General features: G+C 49.6%; 12 protein-coding genes. 11 read left to right on the forward strand and 1 reads right to left on the reverse strand.

Going from position 1 to position 15,095, the window contains the following annotated elements; genetic code table 11:
- Nucleotides 1-23 precede the first annotated feature (23 nt).
- Nucleotides 24-1,316, forward strand: a complete 1,293-nt coding sequence (locus ACLTOH_RS03105; RefSeq protein WP_412223337.1) for a hypothetical protein — start codon at nt 24-26, stop codon at nt 1,314-1,316.
- Nucleotides 1,317-1,568: 252 nt separating this feature from the next.
- On the opposite strand, the gene ACLTOH_RS03110 is transcribed toward ACLTOH_RS03105, so the two are convergent.
- Entirely contained in the window at nt 1,569-3,275 is a 1,707-nt protein-coding gene (locus tag ACLTOH_RS03110) for a hypothetical protein (protein WP_227731904.1), read from the reverse strand.
- A gap of 228 nt (nt 3,276-3,503) precedes the next feature.
- Between ACLTOH_RS03110 and ACLTOH_RS03115 the strand changes: the two genes are divergently transcribed.
- From ACLTOH_RS03115 to ACLTOH_RS03160, 10 genes are all read left to right on the forward strand, one after another.
- Nucleotides 3,504-4,445 carry a glycosyltransferase family 2 protein gene (locus ACLTOH_RS03115; protein WP_227731906.1) on the forward strand — a complete coding sequence of 314 codons (942 nt, stop codon included), beginning with the start codon at nt 3,504-3,506 and terminating at the stop codon, nt 4,443-4,445.
- A gap of 1 nt (nt 4,446) precedes the next feature.
- The gene (locus tag ACLTOH_RS03120; RefSeq protein WP_412223339.1) at nt 4,447-6,171 is read left to right on the forward strand and encodes a DUF6020 family protein; all 1,725 of its coding nucleotides are present in this window, start codon (nt 4,447-4,449) and stop codon (nt 6,169-6,171) included.
- On the forward strand, nt 6,164-7,294 hold the full coding sequence (locus ACLTOH_RS03125; protein WP_337545225.1) for an FAD-dependent oxidoreductase: 1,131 nt from the start codon (nt 6,164-6,166) through the stop codon (nt 7,292-7,294). The genes ACLTOH_RS03120 and ACLTOH_RS03125 overlap by 8 nt, the downstream gene beginning before the upstream one ends.
- Nucleotides 7,295-7,316: 22 nt before the next feature.
- Complete coding sequence (locus ACLTOH_RS03130; protein WP_412223341.1) at nt 7,317-8,276, forward strand: glycosyltransferase; 960 nt, start codon at nt 7,317-7,319, stop codon at nt 8,274-8,276.
- Entirely contained in the window at nt 8,273-8,998 is a 726-nt protein-coding gene (locus ACLTOH_RS03135) for a glycosyltransferase (RefSeq protein ID WP_412223343.1), read from the forward strand. The genes ACLTOH_RS03130 and ACLTOH_RS03135 overlap by 4 nt, the downstream gene beginning before the upstream one ends.
- Nucleotides 8,999-9,121: 123 nt before the next feature.
- Entirely contained in the window at nt 9,122-10,228 is a 1,107-nt protein-coding gene (locus tag ACLTOH_RS03140; protein ID WP_337769977.1) for a DegT/DnrJ/EryC1/StrS family aminotransferase, read from the forward strand.
- Between the two features lie 12 nt (nt 10,229-10,240).
- Nucleotides 10,241-10,843 (forward strand): GNAT family N-acetyltransferase, encoded by a 603-nt coding sequence (locus ACLTOH_RS03145; protein WP_117466133.1) that lies wholly within the window; start codon nt 10,241-10,243, stop codon nt 10,841-10,843.
- 9 nt (nt 10,844-10,852) lie between these two features.
- Nucleotides 10,853-11,794 carry a glycosyltransferase family 2 protein gene (locus ACLTOH_RS03150; RefSeq protein WP_119624064.1) on the forward strand — a complete coding sequence of 314 codons (942 nt, stop codon included), beginning with the start codon at nt 10,853-10,855 and terminating at the stop codon, nt 11,792-11,794.
- A 34-nt stretch (nt 11,795-11,828) separates the two neighbouring features.
- Nucleotides 11,829-13,505 (forward strand): hypothetical protein, encoded by a 1,677-nt coding sequence (locus ACLTOH_RS03155; protein ID WP_412223346.1) that lies wholly within the window; start codon nt 11,829-11,831, stop codon nt 13,503-13,505.
- 80 nt (nt 13,506-13,585) lie between these two features.
- Complete coding sequence (locus tag ACLTOH_RS03160) at nt 13,586-15,079, forward strand: hypothetical protein (protein WP_412223348.1); 1,494 nt, start codon at nt 13,586-13,588, stop codon at nt 15,077-15,079.
- The last annotated feature ends 16 nt before the right edge of the window (nt 15,080-15,095 follow it).

Here is a 15,095-nt window from a genome sequence, read left to right on the forward strand (position 1 = left end):
GACGGATAGCGGGAAAAGGCGGCATGAGACAGAAAACAGCAGAAAACAGTACGGGAAAAAGAAATAATGTCGAAAATTTCATAGAGATCGTTGTGTTTGCCGTACTGGTGGGGATTGCTTCGGCGGTTACTCTCTGGCTGTTTTACCGGCAGTGCGTGGAAAGTATGTTGGGGACGGGACTGTATCATTCCGATATGAAGGCATACATTCTGGAAATGCAGGGACTGGACAGCGGTTACAGCTTTCCCTATCCGATCCTCTTCAAGCTGGCGGCAGTGATCCATCTGATCACAGGCAGTCTGCCCACCGGAACGGAACTGGCCATGGCGCTGGCAACGATGTTGCTGAACAGCGCAGCGATGATTGCCCTGAAAATAATGCTGGACAGGCACGTGGGGGCGGAGTTGCGTAAAGCCATGCCCGGGAAAGCCTGGCTTCCCGGCGTACTCACAGGAACGGTAGCGGTATCCCTGTTTTTCGTATCCATGGTATATCCGCCAACGGGAATCTATCTGCCGGGGATCAAGTACAAGTATCTGGGAGTATTTACGGCAAATCCTTTCCATAACGCTACTTATATGGCGGCACGACCCTTTGCAATCCTGGCACTTTTCAAGTATGCAGAGCTGATGCCTCTGTATGAACAGGACAATGCCCACAAGGAGTATGGAAGAGATTATATCCTCTTTTCTGTTTATCTGTTACTGGCAACGATGGCGAAACCGAGCTTTACGATCGTACTGGTGGGGGCCGCGGGGATTCTGATGCTGTGGAGAATGTTCCACAGCAAATTCCGGAACTTCATGCCCACCATTTGGCTGGGAGTATGCTTCCTTCCTACTTTTGCGGATCTGTTGTACCAGTTCCGCGGTGTGTTCGTCCCGCAGGAGGGACAGGAAGGCGGCATCGGTTTTACGCTGGGACATGTGTGGCTGCAGTATTGCAGTAATCTTCCGCTGGCTATCGGTCTGGCTGTCGGTTTCCCGATCCTGGTGCTTCTGTTGAACTATAAGGAGTTGTGCAGAGACAGCATTTACCGCTTCTCCTGGCAGATTTACGGTATGAGTTTTCTGATGGCGTTTTGCCTGTACGAGAAGGGATTCCGGGAGATGGATTTTAACTTTTCCTGGGGATATATGTACGGTATCTTTTTTGCATTTGTGGGAGCACTGTTGGTATTGCTGCGGGCTACCGGAAAGGCGGATACGAAGAAGAAAAAGGGACTGGCTGCGATACAATGGCTGGCCTATCTGTGGCATCTGGTGTGTGGATTGTATTATTTCTGGGGATTTTTACAAGGGGCCATGTATTATTAGAAAATACTGTTTCCGTAGGATTTTCGTAAATAAGCCGTTTATAAGCATTCTCGTACAAAAAGTATGGTAAGATAGGATTTTTTGTACGAAATTTGTTCAAAATATTTTATTAACGAAAATAATAATTTTTTTAGGCTTGAAAAAACATATTTTTGTATTTTATTTGTGAATTTTGAGGTTTAAAATACAAACGAGAACTCCCGTGAACCGAATGGAATGTTATTTTATTCGATTCACGGGAGTTTTTTGCTTTTATGAATTTGAGTGACGTGTCAGCGTTCTGTTGCTGCGCCATGCTGCCAGACGCACCAGTCCATCATGGACCCCGGCGGCACAGTAAGGCATCAGCAGCAGGCTGTACACGAAAATATAGCGGGAATTGGCTTCCCAGATCGTGTGGAACAGGAAACCGCCCAGCACGGCGATCAGTCCCGTATAGGTGTAGAGGCAGAGGTTGCGGAAACGGAAATCGTCGTTGGCTGCGGCATTCGCGGAGCCATTGCCGGGACGGCGCTTTCTGACTGTAGCAATACAGAACAACAGCATGCCCAGATACAACACATTCTGCCAGGCATTGCCCCATTCGATATAAGCAGAGGCAAGAGAACCTTCATAGACTTCCTTCAAAAAGTCGCTTCGCCCACCGTAGGTGGCCAGAGTGGCCTGCCGGCTGGCATAAGTACCGTCTGCCCATTGAGACAGATGCTTGTGGAGATAGAAGTTCACGGCATAGCCGGGATGCTCCCGGAAATAGGCAATACGCTCGTTGATCGCCGCCCGGCTGATTGCATTGGCTGCGTCGGAATTCATCCCGGCAGCATCATAGGTATCGATATTGAAGCCGTTGTACCAGCCGCATCCCCGGGATGATTCCTGCATCCCCATGGCAAAATAGGACATGGCGGTGACGCCGGAACTTAAGGTATTGCCGGCTTTTTTCTCGTAGCACTTCTGCACCAGCGGCAGGACTCCCACGGAGGTAATGGTAAGACAGACTGCCATAGCCATCAGGCCGATGCACGCCCTGCCGCTGCGTCCCGGACGCAGCGTTTCGAAGAACAGCACCAGCAGCACAGCAATAATGAGGATCAGGGAGTTCTTGCGCAGCATCACACTTAAAGTAAGGAACAGGATACTGCCAAGGGCGGTAAAGACCGTAACTGCGGATAATGCGTGGGAAGTAGCCACGACGCGGGTGCCGTCCGGGGAAGTGGTCTCCACGGAATGTGCCGGAATACAGTCTGCCAACAGCTTTAACAGAAGAAATAGTCCCACAGAAAGCATTGCGAAGGAAGGGATCTCGCCATAGACGAAGGAACTGTACAGGATCATAGGCAGGTTACAGCATACCAGAATCAGATAACAGCAGGAGACCGGTTCCCAATCATCCGGCCACAGATAGCGCAGGGAACGGTACTGGAACAGAACGGCCACGCACAGCAGGCAGACATAGACCAGCTTGACAAAATGCCAGGCGGGAACGCTCAGCCCGGTGAGATTCCACAGGCGGAGCAGCAGCTCCAGAAAGGCCATCAGGCCGATCTGCTGTGGATAATAGGACAGATAAGAGAAGGTGGGGTGGATAATATCTTTATTTCCAAGGATCCATTCAGCGGCAGCATTGTATACAGATAAGGCGTCCGCAGCAGGAACTGTGCGGCCGAAGACGATGAGCATTCCCCCCAGAAGCAGGATCAGCCCCAGAGTAAAAACAAGCAGCCCGCGGCGGAATTTCACACCGGCCTTGCCGGACAGAGACAGACAACAGGCAAATAAAAGCCCGTATCCGGCAAGCTCCAGCAGATTCCACAAGGGATTGTCAAAGCGCAGAAGCACCTGCTGGGTCTCCATGTTTTCGGCATAACAGGTAGTGAGAAAGCTGCCAATAAACAGAAAAACTGCCAGCAGCAGTGTCAGGATCTTTACGATATTTACAGACAGACGATAAAACTTTTGCATGGGAAAAGTCCTTTCTTGCCAGCAAGCACCGGCGAGAGACAGGAAGTCTTCCGGAACTTTTGAGCGCTGCATTTTCACGCTTGATTATAGCATAAAAAAACAGTGGCTGTAAATCAATAAGCGTGGTACAATAGTTTTATATATGCAAAAGGAAAGCCCGATTTATCAGGCGGTTTTGCAAATTTATGTGATGCTCTGAATGATAAAATGAAATACGAGGAATGGAAAATGGATAAAATTGCGGTATTGATTCCCTGCTATAACGAGGAAAAGACCATCGCCAAGGTGGTGTCGGATGTGAAAAAGTTCCTGCCCCAGGCAGTGACCTATGTATATGATAACAATTCCACCGACCGCACTGTGGAGCTGGCTACGGAGGCAGGAGCAATCGTACGCTATGAATATGCACAGGGAAAGGGAAATGTAATACGCCGGATGTTCCGTGAGATCGATGCGGAATGTTACCTGATGATCGACGGAGATGACACATATCCGCTGGATTGCGCACAGGAGATGGTAGACAGGGTATTGCAGCACCAGGCGGATATGGTGGTGGGAGACCGGCTTTCCTCTACTTATTTTACGGAGAACAAGCGCCCGTTCCACAATTTCGGCAACAGTCTGATGCGGGCGGGGATCAACAGCCTGTTTCATGCCAACATTAAGGATATCATGACTGGCTATCGCGCTTTCAGCTATGAATTTGTAAAGACGTTCCCGGTATTTTCCAAGGGATTCGAGATCGAGACAGAGATGACGATCCACGCGGTGAACTACAACATGCAGGTGGAAAACGTAGTGGTGGAATACCGCGATCGTCCCCAGGGCAGTGAGTCCAAGCTGAATACCTACAGCGATGGCTTCCGTGTGATCCGTAAAATGATGCAGCTGTACAAAAATTACAAGCCGCTGCACTTTTTCGGTATGCTGGCCCTGTTATTGATCGCTGTTTCCGCGATTCTGTTCGTACCGGTCTTCCTGGAATATCTGAATACCGGTCTGGTGCCCAGATTCCCGACACTGATCGCCTGTGGCTTTATCCTGCTGGCGGGGATCCAGTCGTTTTTTGCCGGTATGATGCTGGAAGTCATGGCGGCCAAGGACCGGAAAGATTTTGAATATCGCCTGAATCGCGTCCATGGGGAGCATCAGGTGCGTAAAGGGTTGTAATATGCAGGAAAAGAAAATTCTTCCCAGACGCAAAGGCGTTGTATTGCTGAGTGTTCTGGGATGTCTGTTTGTATTTTTTGCAAAAACAGAAAAAGACCTGGCATCTTCGGGAAACATCCTGTGGACGGCAGGCTACATCGGAAGTACTTTGCTGTGGACGGTAGTGCTGGGGTGCCTTCTGGGATTTCTTGGAACCTGGGTGGTGCATCGACTTTGGAACCGGGCACAGACCGCCGAAGACACCGGGAAAAAGCAGGCTGCATGGTATGCCCGCCTTTCCGCCTGGCTGCAGCGCCGCTCCGGTGTGCAGATATTTTTCGGAAGTCTGTTGTTTCTGCTGTTGGCCTGGCTGCCGGTATATCTGGCATATTATCCCGGAATCTGTGCCTATGATGCACCGGTGCAGACGGGACAGATCATGGAACATTATTATTTCGATCATCACCCCATTGTGCACACTCTGTTTCTGCAGGGGATGCTGTGGCTGGGAAGTCATATCTTCGGCAGTGTGAATGCCGGAATGGCATTCTATACGGCAGTACAGATGCTGTTGCTTTCGGGAAGCATGGCTTATGGAATGCTGGTACTGCATCACCGGAAAACTGCCGCAGGGTGGCAGCTGGCCATTCAGTTACTGGGGATGTTTTTCCCGTTTCACTGGTATATGAGTGTCAGCATGACCAAGGACACGGTATTCAGTGCATTTTTGCTGTTGCAGCTGGTCAGTCTCGCAGATCTGCTGTGGGAAGACCGCAATGCCTGGCGGCCCGGGATCCGGGATCTGCTGTTTGCCCTGGGAACCGTGGGGATGATCTTATTCCGTAACAACGGAAAATATGCAATGATCGTATTGTTGGCTTTTACATTCCTGACCTTTTGTTTCGGAAAAAAAGCGAGGAAGCTCTGGGGGAGACTGCTGGTGGTATGCGGAGCAGCTTTCTGCGTAGGGCTTTTTGTGCTGTCTGCGGTATTTTCCGCCACGCATGCGGAACAGGGAGACCGCCGGGAGATGCTGAGCATGCCGATCCAGCAGTTATCCCGCTGTATGATCTATCACGGGGGAGTCAGCGTCCTTGCGGAGGATGACAATACCATGGATGCGGCGGACAAAGCACTGATCAATGATTTTATTCTGGATGAGGCGTATCGGGATTATGATCCCGGAATTGCGGATCCTGTCAAAAGACATACCAACACTTATGTGGCACGCTACCGTTCCGGTGAATTTATCCGGGTATATCTGCACCTGCTGACGCAGTATCCGGGAGATATGATCAATGCGGCACTGGCTACCAATGCCGGGTTCCTGTCTCCGTTTGATACGACCCATGCGGATGTGAACCGTGTGGAGGGCAGAGCAGGATTAAGCTATGTGCAGACCAGATGGGAAGAAGACACGCTGAATGACAGAGGGATCTACAAGGACAGCAAGTGGCCGTGGCTCTTTGAACAGCTGGAGAGCTGGGCGGAGAACAACAGTTATCTGCGGATCCCGGTATTGAAATATCTCTTCGTGCCGGGAAGCTATCTGTGGCTGTATCTGGCCCTGGCAGCAGTGCTGGTGATCGTAGACAGGAAGCGGTTCTGTCTGCCCCTTGCCATTGTGGCAGGCTATTACGGGACCATGTTGTTCGGGCCCACCGTGCAGATGCGATATGTATATCCGGTGATGCTGGCGCTGCCTTATGTACTGGCGCTTGTCACCGGCAGGAGGAAAAATGGATAAACTGATCATCGGTGCGGGACTGTATGGCTTGTACGCGGCCCTGTACTGTGGAAAAAGAGGACAACAGGTAGAGGTACTGGAGATCGAACAGGCTCCTTTTACCAGAGCCACATATATCAATCAGGCCAGAGTTCACATGGGCTACCATTATCCCAGATCTCTGTCCACCGCTATGAAATCAGCGGGGTATTTCAAGCGTTTTGTGGAGGACTATTCCTTCTGTATTCATACGAAGTTTGAGCAGATTTACGCGACTTCCAGCCATTTTTCCTGGACAGACGCAACCGAGTTCCGCAAATTTTGTCAGGATGCGGGGATCCCCTGCAAACCTCTTCCGGTGGAAGAGTATTTTCAGCCTGGCTTGTGTGATGGAGCGTTCCTGACGGAGGAATATACGTACGATGCCCATATTTTGCGGGATTACCTTATGGAGGAGATTGCAAAATATCCCGGCATAAAGCTGCATTTCGGACGGAAGATCACGGAGATCGAAAAGCAGACGGACTGTTATGAGGTGACGGCACTTCACGAAGGAAAACAGGAGGTCTACCGGGCTCCCTTTGTCCTGAATGCCACCTATGCTTCTGTGAATCAGATCCTGAGGAAAGTAAAGGGCGCAGAGACTCAGGATTTCGGACTGAAATATGAACTGTGCGAGATCATTCTCTGCAAAGCCAGCGATAAGATCCGGAATATCGGTTTTACAGTAATGGATGGCCCCTTTTTCTCCATTATGCCGTTTGGAAAGACCGGTTATCATTCCCTGACTTCGGTAACCTTTACTCCTCATAAGACCAGCTATGATGCGACACCACAGTTTCCCTGTGTGGGAGAGAATGGCAACTGCTGTCAGGGAGGTTTTCTGGGGAACTGTAACGATTGCCCCGGCAGACCGGAGAGCGCCTGGGAGTATATGTCCACACTGGCACGGAAATATATGCGGGAAGAGTATGCGTTCAGCTATGAGAAATCTTTGTTTTCCATGAAGCCCATTCTGAAGGCTTCGGAGATCGACGATTCGAGACCCACAGTAATCCGGGCTCTTTCCGAAGATCCTGTTTTTATCAGTGTATTATCGGGCAAGATCAATACCGTATATGATCTGGATCCGTTTTTAGATTAATCGCGAAGAAAAAGGAAACATTATGGAGAAAGAAGCAATACAGAATAAAGAGAAAAATTTCGTATCCTGCGTGCTGTATCTGCACAACGATGGAAAAAATATCAGAGAGTTCCTGAAGACTGTCTGCGGAACCATGGAACAGAATTTTGAAAAATATGAGATCGTCTGTGTGAATGACTGCTGCATGGATGATACCATTGAGGAGATCCACCGGTATCTGGAAGAAAGCAATACCCGCCATGTGGTGAGCCTGATCAATCTGAGCTTTTATCAGGGGGTGGAAATGGCCATGAACGCCGGAAGAGATCTGGCTGTTGGAGATTTTCTCTTTGAATTCGACCGTTGTCTGCTGGATTTTGAACCGTCCCTGATCATGGATATCTATCATAAGGCATTGGAAGGCTATGACGTGGTGGCTGCGGCACCGAAGCGGGATGTAGCATTTACCTCCAGACTTTTCTATGCGGTGTACAATTTGGGAAGCCGTAATACCCATAAGCTGCGTCAGGAACGTTTCCGCATTATTTCCAGACGGGCAGTGAACCGTGTGAATCAGATGAATGCGTATATTCCTTACCGCAAGGCCATGTATATGAACTGCGGACTGCGGGCGGAGACCATAGTCTATGGCAATAAAGAGATGGCAAAGGGAACCAGGAACAGGGAAGAGCGGAATACCCGCAGCAGTCTGGCTCTGGATACGCTGATCATTTTCACGGATGTACTGGAGAAATTTTCCATGCTGATCAGTAGTATTCTGTTTGCAGTCATGGTGATCATGTTCGGGTGGATCGTTTATTCCATCTTCAGCACGGTACGCCCGGTGGAAGGCTGGATGAGCCTGATGACTCTGATTTCTTTTGGATTTTTCATGATGTCGGTGATGCTGACATTGATCTTCAAATACCTGTCCGTCATTCTGAATATGAGCTTTAAGAGACAGCGTTATGTAATAGAAGGAGTGGAAAAACTGACAAAATGATGTTTACGATAATTTTTCCGGTATTAAATGAGCGTCTGCGGCTGGAAAGCGGTGTGACACGGACGGTGGAGTATCTGCGCAAGATCGCATTTGAAGATTATGAGATCATTATTGTGGATAACGGTTCCGAGGACAAGACCCCGCAGATCGCGGAGATGCTCTGTCAGAAATATGAAAAAGTAAGATATGAGAGAATCAATGTCCGCGGTGTCGGTGCGGCTTTCCGCAGAGGTGTGGAATTGAGCCACGGTGACGTGGTGGGATATATGGACATTGACCTGTCTACCAATATCAAACATCTGGGAGAGGCAATCCATTTTTTTGAAACACAGCCTCAGATCGAATACATTAACGGCAGCCGTTTCGCCAGAGAATCCGATACAAAGGGAAGAAAATGGTATCGCAGGATCACGTCCCAGGGACTGTTGATTCTGTTGAAACTGTTCCTGCGGATGAAGTCCACGGATGCCATCTGCGGCTTTACCTTTGTACGCAGACAGACTGCTCTTTCCCTGATTGAGGGCTGCAGTCAGGATAACGGCTGGTTCTATATGATCGAATTCCTGTTACGGGCGGAGAAGCGGGGCGTGAAGATCCTGGATTACCCGGTGGAGTGGCAGGAAGATTACAATACTACCGTTAAGGTATTTAAGACGATCTGTAATTATCTGGTACAGATTGCAAGATTGTTTAACGAGTTTTATATTAAGAAGCATATATAAGATGCCAGGGGAAGAAGATCTAAGCCCACATGAACTCGCTCATAAGCGCGTAGCACGGAACAATCCGTAGGCATCAAGGTTGAGGGCTTTTGCCCCGGAAACGGAAGAAAGAAGGATAATACCATGGCACATATTAAAAGAATCGATCTGACAAGAGATGTGGAGGCGCATGCGGAAGCCTACCGGAAAGCCATTGAGAACGTATGTAAAGAGACCGCTTTTTCCGGCGGAAAATATGCAGATGCCTTTGACAAAGAGTTTGCCGCCTATGTGGGAAGCAAATTTGCCAGTGGTGTCAACAACGGTACCTCCGCTTTGCATCTGGCAATGCTGGCATTGGGTGTAGGCCCCGGGGATGAAGTGATCGTTCCGGCCAATACTTATATAGCAACTGCATGGGGGGTAAGCTATACAGGAGCCACACCGGTGTTCGCAGACTGTACGCCGGATACCTGGGAAATCGATCCTTCCGTACTGGAGGCTAAGATCACGGAAAAGACGAAAGGCATTATCGGTGTTCACCTCTACGGTCAGCCTTTTGACTATGCGGGAGTCCGCAAGATCGCAGACCGTCACGGACTGTTTGTGGTGGAAGATTGTGCCCAGGCTCACGGAGCAAAGTTTGAGGACAGAAATGTGGGAACGCTGGGAGACCTGGCCTGCTTCAGCTTCTACCCGGGCAAGAACCTCTACGCCTTTGGTGAGGGCGGCAGTGTTACCTGTCAGGAAGAAAAATATTATAAGCATATCGACCGGCTGAAGAATCAAGGCTGTGATGTGCGGTATTATCATGATGAGATCGGTTACAACTACCGGCTGGAAGGTCTGCAGGGGGCAGTGTTGAGTGTCAGCCTGAAATATCTGCCGGAGTGGACGAAGAGACGGCAGGAGATCGGACATCGTTATCTGAAGGAGATCACAAATCCGTTGATCACCATGCAGAGACATCCGGAGAACACCACTCCGGTCTTCCATCTGTTTGTCATCACGGTGCCGGATCATGAAGACTTTATCCGGTATATGGCAGAAAATGATGTGGAATGTAACATGCATTATCCGGTACCCTGCCATTTACAGAAGGCTTATGCCAATCTGGGCTATCAGCCGGGAGACTGTCCCAATGCGGAATATCTGGCCGCACACTGCGTGACCCTGCCGCTGTTCCCGGAGATGCGGGAGGATGAGATCGCCAGAGTGATCGATCTGTGCAATGCCTACAGACAGGCATAAGGAGTGAATATTATGCAGGATACCATGCGGACAGAAATAAAAAAGCGGATAGCGCCGGAACGGATTCCCGGAGTTTACCGGGATACCGGAGCAGGAATCTATTTACGGCTGATGACCCGTGAAGATACCGACCGGATCGTGGCATGGCGCAACAGTGATGCCGTGCGGAAAAATTTTATCTATCAGGCTCTTTTTACCAGAGAGTCCCATGAGAACTGGATCCGGACCCATGTGGAGACCGGCGATGTGGTGCAGATGATCATCTGTGATCTGGCAAACGACAAGCCACTGGGATCCGTCTATATCCGGGATATTGACAGACATCATAACAAGGCGGAATACGGTATTTTCATCGGAGAGGCCGATGCCAGAGGCAGAGGTGTCGGTACGGCAGCGGCAAAGCTGATGCTCCGGTACTGCTTCGAGGAAGAACAGCTGCACAGAGTGTATCTGCGGGCTCTGTCGGAGAACGGGCAGGCGGTCCGCAGCTATGAAAAAGCGGGATTTCGCAGAGAGGGCCTGTTGCGGGACGATGTGTGTATTGAAGGCGACTACCGGGACATCGTCTGGATGGCGGCAGTGAATTCCGGAAATGATCAGGAAAACGAGGAATAGAACACAATTATGAAAAAAGTAAGTTTTGTAATCCCCTGTTATCGCTCGGAACATACCTTACCCCATGTGGTGAAGGAGATCCGGGAAAAAATGCAGGAACTCACGCAGTATGAATACGATATTTTTCTGGTGAACGATGCTTCCCCGGACAATACCATGGGAACCATAAGGGATCTGTGTGATAAATATGACAATATCAAGGGAATCGGCTTTGCCCGGAATTTCGGACAGCATGCGGCACTGATGGCGGGACTTCGTCATTCCGACGGCGATTACGTGGTGTGTCTGGATGATGACGGACAGACACCGGCGGATGAAGTGGACAAGCTGCTGGGCAAGCTGGAAGAGGGTTTCGATGCCGTTTACGCCAGCTACGAACATAAACAGCATTCCACATTCCGGAATATGGGAAGCAAGGTCAATGAGCTGATGACCCGGATGATGCTGGATAAACCGGCGGATCTGTATATTTCCAGCTATTTTGCAGTGAAGAGATTCGTGGTGGAGGATATGATCCGCTATGAGAATTCCTACCCCTATGTCATTGGACTGGTGCTCCGGGCCACCAAAAACATTACCAATGTGGCGGTGTGTCACAGGGAAAGAGAGGAAGGCAGTTCCGGATATACATTGAAAAAGCTGCTGGGCTTATGGTTCAACGGATTTACCGCATTCTCGGTGAAACCGCTGCGGATTGCCACTACACTGGGTGTGGGATGTGCCGGTATGGGCTTCCTCTATGGAATCTATACCATTATCAAGCGTCTGGTGAATCCTAATGTGCCCATGGGCTTTAGTGCCCTGATGGCAGCCGTGGTATTTTTCGGCGGCATGATCATGATCATGCTGGGACTGATCGGGGAATATGTGGGACGTATTTACATCAGCATGAATAATTCTCCCCAGTATGTGATCCGGGAAAAGATCCATCTGGGTGAGGAAGACCGGTAAATCGAAATAAAACAGAAGGGTAACAGGAAAACGGATGAAGAAAGAACGTTTTGTGGATTGGTGGAAACAGGACAAACGTTATATGACACTGCTGAAAGCGGTACTGATGGCAATGCTTCCCCTGCTCTGCTGTCTGGTACGGACGGCAGCGGAAGGAAGAAGCATCGGACAGGTGTATCTTCCCTCTTCGGAATGGAACGACGAATTATTCTATTTCAAGCAGGTGGAGGGAATCGTAAATTACGGTTTTCCCCGGGGATATTTCGGTTTTAACGAAAGTCATGCGTTGCAGTTGTCCTTTGCAGCATGGAGTCCGGTGCTGGTATTTCCCTGGATCCTGTGGGGACTGTTATTCGGCTGGAATCTGCTGTCTCCGGTGATCTGCAATATCGTGCTGCTGACAATCACCATGTTTGTATTTGTCTGGCTGGTGAAGCCCACCTGGAAACAGCTGGGGATCCTGACGGTATTGTTCAGCCTGTATTCCCTGTTTGTCAGATATATGCTGTCCGGTATGCCGGAGGTGATCTGCTTCAGCTTGCTGATCCTGTTCTACGGACTGGCCATGAGCTATCTGAAAAAGGAGAGCCGCGGGAAACTGATCGCCATGTTCGTGATCTCGGTACTGCTGACCCTGATGCGGCCTTATATGCTGCTGTTTCTGGCTCTGGCCTGCTATTTCTGGATCTGCCGTAATAAAAAGGCAGGGTGGATCGGATCGATTCTGATAGTGGCGGCAACGGGAATTACCTATGCCCTGATCAAACATTATCTGGGAGCGGAATATTTTACACCGCTGTTTTATACGGACTGGATCACTACCTTTTTCACTGATGGGATCGGCGCGGGCTTCCGCAACCTTTTCGGAACACTTTACTGGAAAGGACTGGAATTCTACAGACATTGTATCGAAGGGGGACGGAATGGTCTGGCTTCCGGAGCCTTTTTTGACGGTTATCTGTTGGTGCTGCTGATCCTGTTGGTGCAGAGTTTTCTGGACATCCGCACACTGCGCCGGGCGAAGCGGGTGGAACGGATCGCAATGGAGCCGGAGGATAAGAAGGTACGGGAGGCGTTGTTCGGACCGTACACACTGACAGAGGACAGAAAACGGGAACTGCACAACCAGCTGGTTATTGAAGTGCATTTTGCCCTGAGCCTTATCGCCATGCTGTTCGCACATTTGCTCATGTACAAAATGGTGGAAGGCAGCAAACATTTCCTGACCTTTATCGCAGCAGGCATTTTCATCGTCAGTATGCTGGAGACCAGATATTATAAGAAAGCGGTGCTTCTGGGAGCGGCTTTCCTGTATCTGTACAGCTTCAAGGCGGTGGAGCCCTATGACTATCAGATTCCCTATGTGACAGAGGAACGGCAGGCACAGGTGGAGTACTGGCGGGAAATCTTCTCGGAAAAACTGGCCATGGACACAGAACAGGTGCCGAATTATGAGAATGTAGTGATCTGGACCTTCGGAGATGAGACCCCGGAAGGCCATCAGAATCTGAAATGGCAGCTTTTGTACAGTACACCGAAGGGCTTTGGCATCAGCTGCTGTGAACGGGAATATATTACGGAGCATCTGACAGAGCTGCAGAGCCGTTATCTGGCAACGGTGAGCGGTGGAGCCATCGATGAAATGTGCCGGACGGCAGGGTATGAAGAGCTCGGCAGGGATGCGGATATGGTGCTGTACCGGAGATACTGATAAAAGATCGAAAGATATGGAAAAAGATTTTGAAATCTGATATGTGAAAAAAGACAGAACGGGAAGGAACTATAGACGTAATGGAGACACAGAGAAGAAAACAGCATAATTTCACAGAGAACAATATGTGGGCACTGCTGTGGCATGGACTGCCGATGGCGGCATTGCTTCTCTGGGGAGCCTTCTGCATTACCAACAGCCTCTGGTATGATGAGGCTTATTCGGCATCCATGGTATCCCTGCCCTGGAAGCGGCTGATCTATATTACAGCCACGGATGATCACTCACCGTTTTACTATGTGCTGTTAAAAAGCTTCTATCATCTGTGTGGGGGAGGAACCCATTTCTGGGCACTGAAGCTGATGTCCGTGCTGTTCATGCTGGGATATATGCTGCTGGGAAAATATTATGTGGCAAAATTGTTTGACCGTAAGATTTCAGTGTATTTTATGCTGTTTTCCCTGCTGATGCCGATCTTCAGTGTACAGGCGGGAAATGTGAGAATGTATGCGGTGGCCCTGTTCTTTCTGACGTTGACGGGACTGTCTGCCTATGACATTTTCAGAGAGCCGACCCGGAAAAAATGGATCGTATTCTGCATCGCCAGTATCGGCACGGTATATTGTCATACCTTTGCATTGATCCAGACGTTCTTATTCTATCTGCTGTTTTTCGCAGTGATCCTGATCTGCCATAAGAAGGAGCTGATCAAGGGGTATTTTATCTCCGGATTTACGGTGGCGCTGGTGTTTTCTCCCTGGCTGGCAGTGACGATCCGGCAATTTGTCCTGCGGATGCGCTACGATGACGGTTCCACTGCGGAACTGGCAACGCTGTATTCCGTGATGGATTATTGTAAGGAATGGTTCTCAGCGGTGGAGACTCCCATCGGCATTGTCGTACTGTTGGGAATGGCATTATGTCTGGTAATCAGTTACGGAGCCGTGGACTGGGTGAGACAGAATCATAACATTGCACCGGCCATCGCGTTTGGCACATTTGCCCTGACGGGTATCGTGGGAGGCGTGATCTCCGCTACGGTCAATAACTGTTTTATGGGCCGTTATGCATTCCCGGGCATGGGCTTTGTCATGCTGTGGTATGCCGTGGGATTTGCACAGATCACGGAGAACACAAAAGGCAAAAGCAGGAAAATATGGGCTGCCGGCCTTCTGGGAACGGCAGGTCTCTGCTTCCTGTTACAGTATACCTCCGAGATCAGGCTGGAATATGATGACGGTCTGGAAATCTACGAGAATTTCGTGGAGGAATACATGACGGAGAATGATGCGATCATCGGACCGTATACGCATACGATCTTTTTGAATGTGTATCATCCTGAACTGCATTACTATACGATCGCATATAAGCTGTACAGTCTTCCTTTTGTGAATACGGAAGCACTGAGCAGTTACAGTCAGCTGGACACTTATGATAATCTGTGGTATATCTGCTTCCAGGGGGGCTACCCCAATGAAATGGAAGATGAGTACAGCTATGAACAGGTATTGGAATTTCATTATATGTATTATGATTTTGCAATCTTCCGCCTGGAGAAGCTGGAGGAAGAGTAGCACAGTAATGGACGAA

The organism is Waltera sp. (genome assembly GCF_046969025.1).
GTDB classification, from domain to species: domain Bacteria; phylum Bacillota; class Clostridia; order Lachnospirales; family Lachnospiraceae; genus Acetatifactor; species Acetatifactor acetigignens.